The following is a 15,023-nucleotide window of genomic DNA, read 5'->3' on the forward strand; positions in this document are numbered from 1 at the left end:
GGCTGACGGCTCCTGGATGTCCGGTACTTGACGCCATGGGCCGTAGTATTGCGGTTTTGCGTGCCACCCACCTACTCAACCCGCCGATTCCCTGTTAAAGATGAGCGATAACCCTTACAGCACCGCCGTTCTGGCGTGGTACGAGTCGCACGCGCGCGACCTCCCCTGGCGTGCGCCGGACGCGACCCCCTGGTCCATCCTGGTCAGCGAGATCATGCTCCAGCAGACGCCCGTCGTGCGGGTCCTGCCCGCCTGGCGCGCCTGGATGGAACGCTGGCCCACCCCCGCCCACCTGGCAGGCGAGGCCTCGGGGGAGGCGGTACGCATGTGGAACCGGCTCGGTTACCCGCGCCGCGCGCTGCGCCTGCACGCCTGCGCCGTGGCCATCACCGAGGAGCACGGCGGCCGGGTCCCGGACGACCACGCCACGCTGCTCTCCCTCCCGGGGGTCGGCGCCTACACCGCCGCGGCGGTGGCGAGCTTCGCCTACGGACAGCGGCACGCCATTCTGGACACCAATGTCCGCCGTGTCCTGGCAAGGGCCGAAACCGGAGTCGAGTACCCACCGAAAACCCAGACCAAGGCGGAGACGGCGCTCGCCGAGTCCCTGCTGCCGCCCACCGCCTCGGTCGCGGCGCGCTGGGGAGTGGCCGTGATGGAGCTCGGCGCCCTGGTGTGCACGGCGCGCACGCCCACGTGCGCGTCCTGCCCGATCGCCGGGCAGTGCGCCTGGAAGCTCGCGGGCAAGCCCGCCTACGACGGGCCGCCCCGGCGGGGTCAGACCTACGAGGGCACCGACCGCCAGGTGCGCGGCCGTCTGCTCGCCGTGCTCCGCGACTCCGCGCACCCGGTGGCCAAGGGGTCCCTGGACGCCGTCTGGGACGATCACGTCCAGCGCGAGCGAGCGCTGGACGCCCTCGTGTCCGACGGCCTGGTGGACCCCCTCGACGACGGCCGGTACGCCCTCCCCGCCTGAGTCCGCCCCGCTCCCGGGGACGGTGTCAGTCGGCCATGCGGGCGCTCGTACCGGTGCCCGCGTCGAACTCCGCCTCGGTCCCGTCGAAACCGCCGCTGCACGGGGCGCCGGGCTCCGGGGTGTTCTCGCCCTGGACGTACTCGACCAGGTACTCGACGAGGCGCGGGTCCTCGGCTCCCTCGAGGAGGATCTGGGAACCCCAGGCCGACGCCACCACGGGAGCGGGCAGGCCCTCGACCGGGCTGATCACCAGGTAGTCGCCCGGCGAGTAGAGGCCCGCGAGCGTCTCCACCTGGTCGGCGGGCAGGCCGGGTTCGTAGGCGATCCACACCGCCCCGTGCTCCAGGGAGTGCACGGCGTACTCGGTGCGCAGGGGCTCCGCGTAGACGCCGCAGTTCTGCCAGACCGGGTAGTGCTCCCCGCCCACGGGCGGGAACACGTCGTACTCGACGGTCTCGCCCTCCTCGACGTGGTCGGCGGACAGGTCCGTGTAGTGCTCGACCGCCTCCAGACCGCCTCCGGCGGAGGCGCCGGCCCCTCCGGACGCGCCGCCTCCCGGGGACGCCACCACGTAGAGGACACCGCCGCCGACGACGAGCAGCACGGCCAGCACGACCGCTCCGATGATCAGCGCGAGCCCGGCGCCGCGCTTCGTGCCCGCCTGCTGCGGGGGGTACGGGCCCTGTGGGCCGTACGGTCCGGGCGGGCCGTGGTGCCCCTGCGGACCGTAGGGTCCCGGCGGACCCGGCGGGGGGTATCCGCCACCCGGAGGTACTCCGCCCGGGGGCATCCCCGCGGGGGGAACCGCACCGTACTGGGCAGGCGGCGGACCTGCGGGAGCCCCCTGCGGCGGACCGCCGAAGGAGCCCGGCTGCGGGTGCTGGGGGTGCTGCGCGGACGGGGGCTGCTGCGGCTGCGGGCCGTGGGGCGGCCACGGACCGTGCTGCTGGGGATCTGGATGAGTCACGCTCGCACACTAACGGCCGAACGCCGACGGGGGCACCCCGAAGGGTGCCCCCGTGACGGACGTCGTCCGGCTCAGCGGTGTCAGTCGCTCTTGCCCGCGGCCGACTCCTCGACCTCGGGGGTGTCCGGAACCGCGGCCGGCTTCGGCACACCCTTGAACGTGAACTTGGCGTCCGTGCCCTCGCCCTCGGCGTCGATCACGACGATCTGGCCGGCCTTGAGGTCACCGAACAGGATCTTCTCGGACAGCTGGTCCTCGATCTCCCGCTGGATCGTCCTGCGCAGCGGGCGGGCGCCCAGCACGGGGTCGAAGCCGCGCTCGGACAGGATCTGCTTCGCCTTCGGGCGCAGCTCGATCCCCATGTCCCGCTCCTTGAGGCGACCGTCCAGGCTCGTGATCATGAGGTCCACGATCTGGAAGATCTCCCCCTCCGTCAGCTGGTGGAAGACGATGATGTCGTCCACACGGTTGAGGAACTCGGGGCGGAAGTTGGTCTTGAGCTCCTCGCTGACCTTCGCCTTCATCCGCTCGTAGTTCGTCTGGGCGTTGTCCTCCTTGGCGAAGCCCATGGCCTGGCCCTTGGAGATGTCCCGCGTGCCCAGGTTGGTCGTCATGATGATGACCGTGTTCTTGAAGTCGACGTTGCGACCCTGGGCGTCGGTGAGACGACCCTCCTCCAACACCTGGAGCAGGGAGTTGAAGATGTCGTTGTGGGCCTTCTCGATCTCGTCGAAGAGGACCACGGAGAACGGCTTGCGGCGCACCTTCTCGGTGAGCTGGCCGCCCTCCTCGTAGCCGACGTAGCCGGGAGGCGAGCCGAACAGCCGGGAGACCGTGTGCTTCTCCATGAACTCGGACATGTCCAGCTGGATCAGCGCGTCCTCGTCCCCGAACAGGAACTCGGCCAGGGTCTTGGACAGCTCGGTCTTACCGACACCGGACGGGCCGGCGAAGATGAACGAGCCACCGGGGCGCTTGGGATCCTTCAGACCGGCGCGGGTGCGTCGGATCGCCTGGGAGAGCGCCTTGATGGCGTCCTCCTGGCCGATGACCCGGCGGTGCAGCTCGTCCTCCATGCGCAGCAGCCGGGAGCTCTCCTCCTCGGTGAGCTTGAAGACCGGGATGCCGGTGGACGCGGCCAGGACCTCGGCGATGAGCTCCTCGTCGACCTCGGCCACGACGTCCATGTCGCCGGCCTTCCACTCCTTCTCCCGCTGCGCCTTCTTGTTGAGGAGCTGCTTCTCGTCGTCACGCAGCGACGCGGCCTTCTCGAAGTCCTGCGCGTCGATCGCGGACTCCTTGTCCCGGCGCACGCCCGCGATCTTCTCGTCGAACTCGCGCAGGTCCGGCGGAGCGGTCATCCGGCGGATGCGCATCCGCGAACCGGCCTCGTCGATGAGGTCGATCGCCTTGTCCGGCAGGAACCGGTCGCTGATGTAGCGGTCGGCCAGCTGCGCCGCCGCCACGAGGGCGCTGTCGGTGATGGAGACCCGGTGGTGCGCCTCGTACCGGTCGCGCAGGCCCTTGAGGATCTCGATGGCGTGCGTGATGGTCGGCTCGTCCACCTGGATGGGCTGGAAGCGCCGCTCCAGGGCGGCGTCCTTCTCCAGGTACTTGCGGTACTCGTCCAGGGTGGTGGCGCCGATGGTCTGGAGCTCACCCCGGGCCAGCATGGGCTTGAGGATGGAGGCGGCGTCTATGGCGCCCTCGGCGGCACCCGCTCCGACGAGCGTGTGCAGCTCGTCGATGAAGAGGATGATGTCGCCGCGGGTCCGGATCTCCTTGAGCACCTTCTTGAGGCGCTCCTCGAAGTCACCGCGGTAGCGGCTGCCCGCGACCAGCGCGCCCAGGTCCAGCGTGTACAGCTGCTTGTCCTTGAGCGTCTCGGGGATCTCCCCCTTGACGATCTTCTGCGCCAGCCCCTCGACCACGGCGGTCTTGCCGACGCCGGGCTCACCGATGAGGACCGGGTTGTTCTTGGTCCGCCTCGAGAGCACCTGCATGACGCGCTCGATCTCCTTGTCCCGGCCGATGACCGGGTCGAGCTTGCTCTCCCGGGCGGCCTGGGTCAGGTTGCGACCGAACTGGTCCAGGACCAGCGAGGTGGAGGGGGTGGACTCGGAGGACCCGGCGGTGGCCTGCGGCTCCTTGCCCTGGTAGCCGTGCAGCAGCTGGATGACCTGCTGGCGGACGCGGTTGAGGTCCGCGCCGAGCTTGACCAGGACCTGGGCGGCAACGCCCTCGCCCTCACGGATCAGACCCAGCAGTATGTGCTCGGTACCGATGTAGTTGTGGCCGAGCTGGAGCGCCTCGCGCAGCGACAGCTCAAGGACCTTCTTGGCGCGCGGGGTGAAGGGAATGTGCCCCGACGGCGCCTGCTGGCCCTGGCCGATGATCTCCTCAACCTGCTGCCGAACCGCTTCGAGGCTGATACCGAGGCTCTCCAGAGCCTTGGCGGCGACGCCCTCACCCTCGTGGATGAGGCCGAGCAGGATGTGCTCCGTACCGATGTAGTTGTGGTTGAGCATCCTGGCCTCTTCCTGGGCCAGAACCACCACTCGCCGTGCGCGGTCGGTAAACCTCTCGAACATGTCTCGTCGCTCCTCTACAGAGCGGTCAGGCAGGGACGGTCTCGCCGACCCAACTCTTCCGCATATCGGCCCCACAGGGATAACCGCCCAGGGGAGCACTGTCGCACCCGCCGGTCGACAGGCTGCCGACCGGGCGAACCTCTCCGCATGGCCGACCTCTCAGCCGTCCGTGCCAGAGACTTTCCCCGACGATAGGGCGTTCACCCAACATCCAACTACCAATTGACGCGTCAGATTTCCCTGTACGCCGAAGGCGAACGGCCCGAACACTCCCATCCATCACGAGAGTGCCCGGACCGCACGTGTGTAAGCCGGATAATCGGCTCTCAGCGAACAAGCCGATCCGCGTGTTGTTCTTCCGACCGGATCAGGCGGCCTGGAAAGCGGGAAATGCGCGTCACTCCCGGTCGACCGGGGCGCGGTCGGCGCCCGGTCGGCGGAACGGCCTCGGCCCCGCGGTCGTACGGCCGCGGGGCCGGAAGTCGAGAACCTCTGCGGGGGCGGGCGTGTCGCACCCCTGGCGTCGGAGCGCCCGACGTGTCGCGCGGCGGCGCAGCGGGCCGCACGGTCCGCGCCTCGCGTCCCGGAGTCGACGTGACCCGGGGCGGCGGTGCGCCCGCGTTCCGGTCCGGCGCCGTCGGCGAGGGTTCCGGCGCCCGTCGTATCCCCTTGTCCCCTGCATCCCCGTGGAGCGGGATCCGTGTCACAGGACCCCCCGTGCGCCGGGTCCGCCGGTGTCAGGCGGTGCTGGATGAGGGAGTCGGGTGCGCCTGGTGGGCGCCGGACGTAATTCGATCAAGCCCTGACAACATTTCGGCGAACCGGAGACGGTCGTCCGGCCTAGCCCTTGATGGCCTCATATTCGGCGACGATGGCGGCGGGGATCCGGCCGCGCTCATTGACGGGCTTCCCGGCGGCCTTCGCCCACGCCCGAATCTCGGCGCTGCGCTCACGGCTGGGCGCATTCCGGCTGCCGCGGCGAGCGGTGGCGCGGTTCGCCTTGGACGGAGCCTTGCGGGAGGCGTCGACGAACGGGTTAAGGGCCTCGCGAAGCTTGGCGGCATTACCCGCACTGAGGTCGATTTCGTACGTCGAGCCGTCCAGACCGAACGTCACCGTCTCCTCGGCCTCGCCGCCGTCGAGGTCGTCGACCAGGAAAACCTGGACCTTCTGTGCCATGGAATCAAACCTTTCAGAAGAGCGGTGTCTGCACACCTGAATATAAAGCTATCTCGCGCGAACGCGGAAGACAATTCCCGGCGTGCCAGAAATCATCCGGACCCGACCGTGGTTTCGGGGGTCACCGAAGCAGCGCGGGTGCGGCGAGTTGCCCCACGCACGCGGGGGACGGAGACCCGTCCCCCGGGGTTCGCGCAAGCGGTCAAGTACCGTATCAACGACCGTCGGATTCGGCGCGTTCCCCACCCTGGACAATCGGCGTCTCGTTCGTCGCCTCGGTCTCGCGAACCTCGGCCGCGCCCTTGTCGTCGCTCGCACCCTGAGCCGCCTTGTCATTGCTGACCAGGCTTCCGTCCATCCGCCGCGGCGCCATCTCCTTGCGCAGCAGGTTGATGACGAAGGCACAGAAGACGGTACCGACAACCACCGGGGGGATGAGCGCCGACAATACGTCGATGAGTCCAGGGGGAACCACCGACGACAAAAAGTCACCCATCGAAGCGGTCCACCCTTCCTGGTTGTTACTTATTGCAGCAAATACCCGACTCAGTGTCGGGCCACTCCGGGGGGATGGCGCGCCGGGCAACCTGGCAAACGCATACCCGACATCATAGACATCGTTTGCCCCCGGTTTGACACCGGACGTACCCGAGCAGCCCCCCGCAAACCCCATGGGTGCCAATGTCCGGTCGTAGGTTCGGTGCCCTCGTGTGGCTGCGACCGGAACACGGGGTCTTGCGGGGTCAAATCACGACCCTTCGTCACCGCCCCGCCGAACTCGATGAGGAGGGCGGTCGGCCGGACGCAAGTACACATTACCTGCCCCGTTCCACCTCCATACCACCCGGTGCACATAAGCGCCCCCCACTGTGACCTCCGCAGCCGCCCCTCCGTGGCGCCGTAAGGGGAACTCCGTACCATGCCCACCGAAAATCCTTTAGGCGCGGGCGGTGCGGGCCGCGTCGTCGAGGCGCACAAGCATCCTTGTGTTCCCGAGGGTGTTGGGCTTAACCCGCTCCAAGTCGAGGAATTCGGCAACTCCCTCGTCATAGGAACGCAGTAGTTCCTCGTACACACGCGACGAGACAGGAGTCCCCTGGATCGGGGCAAAGCCGTGTTTGGAGAAGAAACCGGTCTCGAATGTCAGACAGAACACACGGCGCACACCCAACTCACGGGCGGTGTCGAGGAGCTCGGTCACGATTCGGTGTCCCACGCCGAAACCGCGCAGGGAGGGATCGACCGCGACGGTCCGCACTTCCGCCAGGTCCTCCCAGAGCACGTGGAGGGCTCCGCAGCCCACCAGCCGGCGCTCGACCTCCGTCTCGGAGGGGGCGTCACGGGCGGGTTCCGGGCCGGATGGCGGCATGTCCGGAACCACCTCCGCCTCGGCGACCCAGAACTCCTGGACGTCCTCGTAGAGGTTGACGGTGCTCTTGGACAGCACCCGCCGGTCGACGGTGTAGGTGTCGACGAGGCGGCGGATGTCGGCGACGTCGCGCGTTCGGGCGCGGCGCACGTGAACATGGCGAACGGGCATAGCGGGACCAGACTATGCCCACGCGAGTGATGACTCCTACCGCAGGACCACCCCTACCGGAACGCGACGCGCGGGCCGGGACGAGTGACGACCCCTACCGCAGGACACCCCTACCGGAACGCGACGCGCGGGCCGGGACGGGAGACGACCCCTACCGCAGGACACCCCTACCGGAACGCGACGCGCGGGCCGGGACGGGAGACGACTCCCAGCGGGGGATTCGGTGTCCCGACCTACGGCCGGGGCGGTCGCCGCCCCCACCGGGGCGGCACGCCTGCGGGAACGACGAGGTCGGGGGCACTACGGCACCGCCGACCGGAGAGTCGCCCCTCCGGTTCCTGCGGTGCGCGTGCGCCCCCGGGGTCGGTATGACCGTTGCTGCCCCGGCCTCCGCCGGGGGTCGGCTCAGATGAGCTGCCGCCGTGCGGCCCAGACGACCGCCTCTATGGGTGTGTTCACGCCGAGTACGTCGCAGATGTTGCGGATACGCCGGCGCAGGGTCCTCGCGCTGAGTTCCAGATGCCGGGCGGCCACCTCGGTGGTCACGCCGGTGGCGATCTCGGCGAGCAGTTCGAGTTCCTCGTGGCTCAGTTCCACCGGCGCGTACGGGCTGCTGACAGCAGTGTCGCGCGGGCGGGCCTGAAGGGGTACCACGTTCTCCCGGTGCTCCCTCGGCTGGAGAGCGCCATGGTCCTCAACGGTGCGTCGTACGAGTGTGGCCTGTTCCACTCCGTCCTCCCTCATCATCTGAGTGCGGAACATCAACTCGTCACCTGATGGAAGCGAGTGCACCGGACGGGGTTCGATCCCCGTCGGAGCGGACGGAAACGCCGCGGGCCCCGGAATCCCCGACGGACCCCTCTGGCACAGGGGTCGGGGGCGTTCTGGGCGCACGGGTCGCAGCGTGCCTGGTTCGCTGGGGTCTGGGACGGACAGACCACACCGAGGGCGCACATGCGCGCGCGAATTCGGACCGCTCTCGCAGCCCTGTTCCGCGCTCACCGTCGTTCTCGATCCACTTCGGCAAACTCGCGGGCCTGGGCCCGCCCACAGCACGCTAGGCGGCAGAGATGATACCGTCAAGACCCGATAAATCACCATGTGTAGTTAGTCAAGTCCCTTCCGTGACAGAGAAAGGGAAAAGAAAAACCCCCAACTGCATTGACCTGCGTAAACAACCTTCACCAGAGAGTGGCTACAGGGAGCACTCTGCCCCCGGGAAAAACTCTGGCCTATCTCCGCGGACATCACGGTCTGACTGGAGGTTTGCGTTCTATGTCCGAACGGTGAGCCGTGTCCCATGGTCCGCGCCGTGCGGGGTGTAGAGAAAGAGGGCCGACGCACGCTGTGTGCGCCGACCCCCGTCCTGTCTTTCGGACATCCGGTGCGACCCTTATCGGCCATCCCTCTATGGATACGGCGGGAATCCGCGCCCTCCGGCGCCCTGTCACGGGCGCGTCCGGGCGGCCTCCCCCGCGCCGGGCCGGAGGGTCCCGGTCAGTCCCCCGAGGGCTTCACGATCGGGAAGAGCACCGTTTCGCGGATGTTCTTGCCCGTGAAGGCCATGAGCAGGCGGTCGATACCGACTCCCACACCACCGGTCGGCGGCATCCCGTACTCCAGCGCACGCAGGAAGTCCTCGTCCAGCTGCATCGCCTCAAGGTCTCCCTCGGCCGCCATCAGCGACTGCCGGGTGAGCCTCTCGCGCTGCTCGACCGGGTCCACCAGCTCCGAGTAGCCCGTGCCCAGCTCCATGCCGAACCCGATCAGGTCCCACTTCTCTGTGAGCAGCGGGTCCTCCCTGTGCTGGCGGGTGAGCGGGCTGGTCTCCACCGGGAAGTCGCGCACGAACGTCGGCTGGAGGAGCGTGTGCTCGACCAGTTCCTCGAAGACGTGCTCGACGAGCTTGCCCTGGCCCCAGTCCTGGCTGAACTCGACGCCCTTGGCCTCGGCCAGTCGGCGGACCTCCTCCAGGGGGGTGCGCGGGTCGACCTCGGCGCCGAGCGCCTCGGACACGGCCCCGTACAGGGTGATCTGCGGCCACTCCCCGCCGAGGTCGTACGCCTCGCCGTCCCGCTCGACCACGGTCGTGCCGAACACGGCGCGCGCCGCGTCCTGGACGAGTTCGCGGGTGACGTCCGCCATGACGTTGTAGTCGGCGTACGCCTGGTAGAACTCCAGCATCGTGAACTCGGGGTTGTGCGTGGAGTCCGCGCCCTCGTTCCGGAAGTTGCGGTTGACCTCGAAGACCTTCTCCAGGCCGCCCACGACCAGCCGCTTCAGCGACAGCTCGGGCGCGATGCGCAGGTACAGGTCCATGTCGTAGGCGTTGATGTGCGTGGTGAACGGCCGCGCGGTGGCACCGCCGTGCACACGCATCAGCATCGGGGTCTCGACCTCGATGAAGTCGCGCCGGCTCAGGCCCTCCCGGATCGCCCGGATGGCGGCCGAACGGCGGCGCACCATCTGCTGGGACTCGGGGTTGACGATGAGGTCGACGTACCGCTGCCGCACCCGGGCCTCGGGGTCGGTCAGGCCCTTGTGCTTCTCCGGGAGCGGGCGCAGGCACTTGGCGGTCAGCGTCCAGGAGTGCACCAGGATCGAGAGCTCGCCGCGGCGGGAGGTGATGACCTCGCCCTCCACGCCGACATGGTCGCCCAGGTCGACGTCGGCCTTCCAGGCGTCCAGCCGCTCCTGGCCGACCTTGTCCAGGGACAGCATGATCTGGACGTCGCCGGTCTCGTCGCGCAGCGTCGCGAAGCAGAGCTTGCCACCGGTGCGGTAGAGCATCACGCGACCGGCGATGGAGACGTCGACACCCGTGTGGGCGTCGGGCTCCAACCCCTGGTGTTTGTCGCGCACGGCACCGATCGACGTGGAGCGCGGGAAAGTCACGGGGAAGGGGTCGATTCCCTCCTCCCGGAGACGGTCCAGCTTCTGGCGCCGGACCCGCATCTGTTCGGGCAGGTCGTCGTAGGTGTCGTCGTGCGTGTCAGTCACGCGCACGATCCTACCGGCGGTCCGCGCCCCGGCCGACCGTCCGGGCGCCGGCCGGAACGCGGATCCCCGGGCCGGGCCGCGCGGCCGCAGTGGTGGGACCGGGGGGTCCGGATCACTAGGATTGCGCTGCCTTGACCCGCGCACCCCACCCCTGGATCAGGACCTACTGAGAGACCGGACAATGAGCGTTGAGGGAAGCACGAAGGCCGTCGTCACGGCGCTGTGTGCGAATCTGGGAATCGCCGTCACGAAGTTCGTGGCCTACGTACTGACGGGATCGTCCTCCATGCTGGCGGAGTCCATCCACTCCGTGGCCGACTCCAGCAACCAGGCCCTGCTGCTCATCGGCGGCAAGCGGGCACGGCGCGGGGCCACGGAGGAGCACCCCTTCGGGTACGGGCGCGAGCGCTACATCTACGCGTTCGTGGTCGCGATCGTGCTGTTCAGCGTGGGCGGCCTGTTCGCGCTCTACGAGGCCTGGCACAAGATCTCCCACCCGGAGCCCATCACCGAGTGGCAGTGGGTGCCCGTCGCGGTGCTGCTGGTCGCGATCGGGCTGGAGTCGATGGCCATGAGGACCGCCATCAAGGAGTCCAACGCGGTGCGCGGCAAGGCGAGCTGGGTCGAGTTCGTGCGCAGGGCGAAGGCCCCCGAACTGCCCGTGATCCTGCTGGAGGACGCCGGAGCCCTCCTCGGCCTGGTGTTCGCCCTGCTCGGCGTCAGCCTGACCCTGATCACCGGCAACGGCCTCTGGGACGGCCTGGGCACCGCCGCCATCGGCATCCTGCTCGTGGTCATCGCGATCGTGCTCGCCGCCGAGGTGAAGAGCCTGCTGGTCGGGGAGTCCGCCACGCGCGAGAACGTGCTGGCGATCCGGAAGGCCATCGAGTCGGTCGAGGACGTCGACCGACTCATCCACATGCGCACCCTGCACGTGGGCCCCGAGGAGCTGCTGGTGGCCGCCAAGGTCGCGGTGGACGCCGAGGACGACGCGGGCCGGGTGACCCGGGCGATCAACGACGCCGAGGAGCGCATCCGCGCGTCCGTGCCCATCGCCACCCTGATCTACATCGAACCCGACCTGTTCCGCACCGCGCCCGCGTCCCCGGCCTCCCCCGGAGCCGAGTCCTCCGGGTGAGCCGACGGCGGTGCGGCCCCCTGGCCGCACCGCCCGTCCCCGGTCGCACGCGTCCCCGGGCACGGGGCCCGGGGCGCGTCCGGCCGCCCGCGCGCCGCCCCGGATCAGCCCGCGTTGCGCTCGAAGACCAGGCGCAGCCCGATGAGGGTGAGCCACGGCTCGTGGAGGTCCACGGTCTCGCACTCGCCGATGACGGTGGACGCGAGTCCCCCGGTGGCCACGACGGTCACGTCGTCCGGGGAGTCGGTGAGCTCGGAGACCATCCGGTCGACGATCCCGTCCACCTGGCCGGCGAACCCGAACACGATGCCAGAGCGCAGCGCCTCCGTGGTGTTCTTGGCGATGGCGGAGCGCGGCTTGACGATCTCCACCATGTGCAGCTGGGCGCCGCGCCTGGACAGGGCGTCCACGGAGATGTCGATGCCCGGGGCGATCGCGCCGCCCACGTACTCGCCCTTGACGCTCACCGCGTCGAAGGTCGTCGCGGTGCCGAAGTCCACGACCACGGCCGGCCCGCCGTAGAGGTGGTTGGCGGCCAGGGCGTTGATGATCCGGTCGCTGCCCACCTCCTTGGGGTTGTCCATCCGGATCGGCACCCCGGTCTTGACCCCGGGCTCGACGATGACGGCGGCGACGTCGCCGAAGTGGCGCCGGAACATGTCCCGCATCTCGTGTTGGACGGATGGCACCGAGCAGCACAGGGCGATGCCGTCGATGTCCTCCGGCCCGCCGAGGGTGGTCCCGTCGAGGAGCCCGCGCAGCACCACCGACCACTCGTCGGCGGTGCGCCGGGTGTCGGTCCCCACTCTCCAGTGTTCGAGAAGCTCGTCGGATTCGAAGAGACCGAAGACCGTCTCGGAGTTGCCGACGTCGATCGCGAGCAGCATTCTGAGGGCCTCATCCATGGTCGAAGTGGTGTGTTCTCAGAGAATCTTCCACCACACGGGCACCCTCACAACAGGTCGAGAGCGATATCGAGCGCGGGACTGGAATGGGTGAGGGCTCCGACGGCGAGGTAGTCGACCCCGGTGCGGGCCACGTCCCCGGCGACGTCGAGGGTCAGACCGCCGGACGACTCCAGGCGCGCACGGCCTCCCACCTGGGCGACGGCCGCGCGGAGCTGGTCGACGGTGAAGTTGTCGAGGAGGATCTCCTCCGCTCCGGCGGCGATGGCGTCCTCGATCTGGTCGATCCGGTCGACCTCGACCTCCAGGGGCAGGTCGGGGAAGCGGGCGCGGATGGCGCGCACCGCCTCGCCGACGCTTCCGGCGGCGACCACGTGGTTGTCCTTGACCAGGCCGGCGTCGCTGAGGCCGTACCGGTGGTTGACGCCGCCGCCGCAGCGCACCGCGTACTTCTCCAGGGCGCGCATCCCGGGGCGGGTCTTGCGGCTGTCGCGGACGCGGGCCCGCGTACCGGCGAGGGCGTCCACCCATGTGCGCGTCGCGGTCGCGATTCCGGACATGTGCGTGAGGAGGTTGAGCGCGGTCCGTTCCGCCGTGAGCAGGTCGCGCGTGCGGGCGGTGACGGTCATCAGCACGTCTCCCCGCTTGACCGCGTCGCCGTCCCGCGCGGTGCGCGTGACCTCCAGGGCGCCGTCGGCGACGAGCCAGAACACGAGTTCGGCGAGCGGGAGTCCGCTGACGGTGCCGTCGGCGCGGGCCACCACGTGGGCGGTGCGGACCTGGTCGGCGGGGATCGTGGCGACGCTGGTGACGTCGATGCCGGGGCCGGCGGTGAGGTCCTCGGAGAGGGCCCGGCGGACCAGTTCCACGTGGGACTGGTGGGGGGCGGTGTGGGGGAGGGAGAACTCGGCCCTGGACTCCGGGCTGCGAGCGGTGTGCGCGGACCCGGGGGCGTCGCCCCGGTCCGCGGGGAGGACCGCGAGGGGGAAGGCGATGGCGTCGAGCTCGGCCACGAGCGCGGGCGGCAGGGAGGGCTGCCATTCCTCGGTGGTGGTCACGGCGGTGTCCCCTTCCAGTCGGACGACGAGGGGCCGGATCCTGAGCCCGGGTCTGGACTCGGGATGGTCGGCGCGCTGGTGAGAGCCTCTGCTCTCGGTTCTGTAGAGGGCTGCGGCGGCCACGAGGCGGGCCGTGGTGAGCAGGTTCGTGGCCTCCCAGGCGGCCACGCCGGGGGTGACGGGGGCGTCCGGGCGGGCGAGGGCGTCGAGTTCGGCGACCAGGTCGGTGAGGCCCGCACCGGTGCGGAGCACCCCGGCGTACCGCGACATGAGCGTGCGGACCCGGGCCGCGGTGGAGGGGTCGACGAGCGGGGTCGCGGCGCCGACGGTCACACCCTCGGCGGGTGCGGGCGCGGGCTCCTGCGCCAGGCGGGCGGCGATCCGGTCGGCGTAGACCAGGCCCTCCAGCAGGGAGTTGGACGCGAGCCGGTTGGCGCCGTGGACGCCGGTGCGGGCGACCTCGCCGACCGCCCAGAGGCCGGGGACGCCGGTACGGCCGTCGGTGTCGACCTCCGCGCCTCCGGACGCGTAGTGGGCGGCCGGGGCGACGGGGACGGGCCGGGTCAGCGGGTCGATGCCGTTCTCGCGGCAGGAGGCCAGGATGGTGGGGAACCGCTTCTCCCAGGTGGCCGCACCGAAGTGGCGGGTCTCCAGGTACACGTGGTCCACGCCCTGCTCGGCCATCGTGCGGGCGATGGTGCGGGCGACCACGTCGCGGGGGGCGAGGTCGGCGAGCTCGTGCACGCCCTCCATGATGCGTGCGCCGTCGGCGTCCACCAGGTAGGCGCCCTCGCCGCGCAGGGCCTCGGACACGAGGGGCTGGCGACCGCGCGACTCGGCCCCGAGCCAGAGCACGGTGGGGTGGAACTGGATGAACTCCAGGTCGCGCATCCGGGCCCCGGCCCTGGCGGCGAGGGCGAGGCCGTCCCCGGTGGAGACGGGCGGGTTGGTGGTGGCAGCGAAGATCTGCCCGATCCCGCCGGTGGCCAGGACCACCGCCGGGGCGACGACCGCGCCGACCCCGTCGCGCGCGCCCTCGCCCATGACGTGCAGGGTCGCGCCGCTGACCGCACCGGTGACGGGGTCGTGGAGGGTGTCGAGGGCGAGGGCGTGCTCGACGACCTCGATCCGCTCCTCGGCGAGGACGGCGGCGACGAGCGCGCGCTGGATCTCGGCGCCCGTGGCGTCGCCGCCCGCATGCGCGATCCGGTCCGCGCGGTGACCGCCCTCGCGGGTGAGGGCGAGGGCTCCGTCCTCGGAGCGGTCGAACTCGGCGCCGAGGCCGATGAGCCAGCGGAGGGCGTCGGGGCCCTCGGTGGCCAGGACGTGGACGGCGTGGGGGTCGGACAGGCCGCCCCCCGCCAGGTGGGTGTCGACCATGTGCGCGACGGGGTCGTCGCCGGGCGCGACGGCCGCGGCGATCCCGCCCTGGGCGTAGGCGGTGGAGCCGGTGGACAGCCGGTCCTTGGTGACGAGCACGACCCGGCCGCGCTCGCTCCTCTGGACGTAGCGCAGCGCGGTGCTCAGCCCCGCGATGCCCGAACCGACGACCGCGACGTCCGCCGCGACGGTCCACCCGGGCTCCGGTGCGTCGATCCTGGTCTGTGCGGGTCTACTCATCTGGGGTCTCTTTCGCGAGGGGCCGCCCCCGCGGGGCGGTGGTGAACCG

11 protein-coding genes are annotated in these 15,023 nt (G+C 70.2%); 2 read left to right on the forward strand and 9 right to left on the reverse strand.

All coding sequences use genetic code 11. The features are described 5' to 3' along the window. Nucleotides 1-100 precede the first annotated feature (100 nt). Nucleotides 101-976: an HhH-GPD family protein gene (locus Q8791_RS03275; protein WP_330090033.1), complete on the forward strand. Its 876-nt coding sequence runs from the start codon at nucleotides 101-103 to the stop codon at nucleotides 974-976. A gap of 25 nt (nucleotides 977-1,001) precedes the next feature. On the opposite strand, the gene Q8791_RS03280 is transcribed toward Q8791_RS03275, so the two are convergent. From Q8791_RS03280 to lysX, 7 genes are all read right to left on the reverse strand, one after another. Beyond that, complete coding sequence (locus Q8791_RS03280; protein WP_330090034.1) at nucleotides 1,002-1,589, reverse strand: DUF3105 domain-containing protein; 588 nt, start codon at nucleotides 1,587-1,589, stop codon at nucleotides 1,002-1,004. A gap of 434 nt (nucleotides 1,590-2,023) precedes the next feature. Beyond that, nucleotides 2,024-4,534 (reverse strand): ATP-dependent Clp protease ATP-binding subunit, encoded by a 2,511-nt coding sequence (locus tag Q8791_RS03285; RefSeq protein ID WP_330090035.1) that lies wholly within the window; start codon nucleotides 4,532-4,534, stop codon nucleotides 2,024-2,026. An 840-nt stretch (nucleotides 4,535-5,374) separates the two neighbouring features. After that, the gene (locus tag Q8791_RS03290; protein ID WP_330090036.1) at nucleotides 5,375-5,713 is read right to left on the reverse strand and encodes a histone-like nucleoid-structuring protein Lsr2; all 339 of its coding nucleotides are present in this window, start codon (nucleotides 5,711-5,713) and stop codon (nucleotides 5,375-5,377) included. Between the two features lie 214 nt (nucleotides 5,714-5,927). Continuing rightward, on the reverse strand, nucleotides 5,928-6,209 hold the full coding sequence (locus Q8791_RS03295; RefSeq protein ID WP_330090037.1) for a hypothetical protein: 282 nt from the start codon (nucleotides 6,207-6,209) through the stop codon (nucleotides 5,928-5,930). 441 nt (nucleotides 6,210-6,650) lie between these two features. Beyond that, nucleotides 6,651-7,253, reverse strand: coding sequence for an amino-acid N-acetyltransferase (locus Q8791_RS03300; RefSeq protein ID WP_330090038.1), 603 nt, complete (start codon nucleotides 7,251-7,253; stop codon nucleotides 6,651-6,653). A 405-nt stretch (nucleotides 7,254-7,658) separates the two neighbouring features. Further along, on the reverse strand, nucleotides 7,659-7,982 hold the full coding sequence (locus Q8791_RS03305; protein ID WP_330090147.1) for a LuxR C-terminal-related transcriptional regulator: 324 nt from the start codon (nucleotides 7,980-7,982) through the stop codon (nucleotides 7,659-7,661). Between the two features lie 768 nt (nucleotides 7,983-8,750). After that, nucleotides 8,751-10,253: a bifunctional lysylphosphatidylglycerol synthetase/lysine--tRNA ligase LysX gene (gene lysX, locus Q8791_RS03310; protein WP_330090039.1), complete on the reverse strand. Its 1,503-nt coding sequence runs from the start codon at nucleotides 10,251-10,253 to the stop codon at nucleotides 8,751-8,753. Between the two features lie 181 nt (nucleotides 10,254-10,434). Here lysX and Q8791_RS03315 point away from each other — a divergent pair, with 181 nt between their 5' ends. Then, the gene (locus Q8791_RS03315; protein WP_330090040.1) at nucleotides 10,435-11,391 is read left to right on the forward strand and encodes a cation diffusion facilitator family transporter; all 957 of its coding nucleotides are present in this window, start codon (nucleotides 10,435-10,437) and stop codon (nucleotides 11,389-11,391) included. A 104-nt stretch (nucleotides 11,392-11,495) separates the two neighbouring features. On the opposite strand, the gene Q8791_RS03320 is transcribed toward Q8791_RS03315, so the two are convergent. Beyond that, entirely contained in the window at nucleotides 11,496-12,278 is a 783-nt protein-coding gene (locus Q8791_RS03320) for a type III pantothenate kinase (RefSeq protein ID WP_330090148.1), read from the reverse strand. 65 nt (nucleotides 12,279-12,343) lie between these two features. Further along, nucleotides 12,344-14,974 (reverse strand): L-aspartate oxidase, encoded by a 2,631-nt coding sequence (locus Q8791_RS03325; RefSeq protein ID WP_330090041.1) that lies wholly within the window; start codon nucleotides 14,972-14,974, stop codon nucleotides 12,344-12,346. Nucleotides 14,975-15,023 lie beyond the last annotated feature (49 nt).

The sequence above is a fragment of the Nocardiopsis codii genome, assembly GCF_036327455.1.
Taxonomy (GTDB): domain Bacteria; phylum Actinomycetota; class Actinomycetes; order Streptosporangiales; family Streptosporangiaceae; genus Nocardiopsis; species Nocardiopsis codii.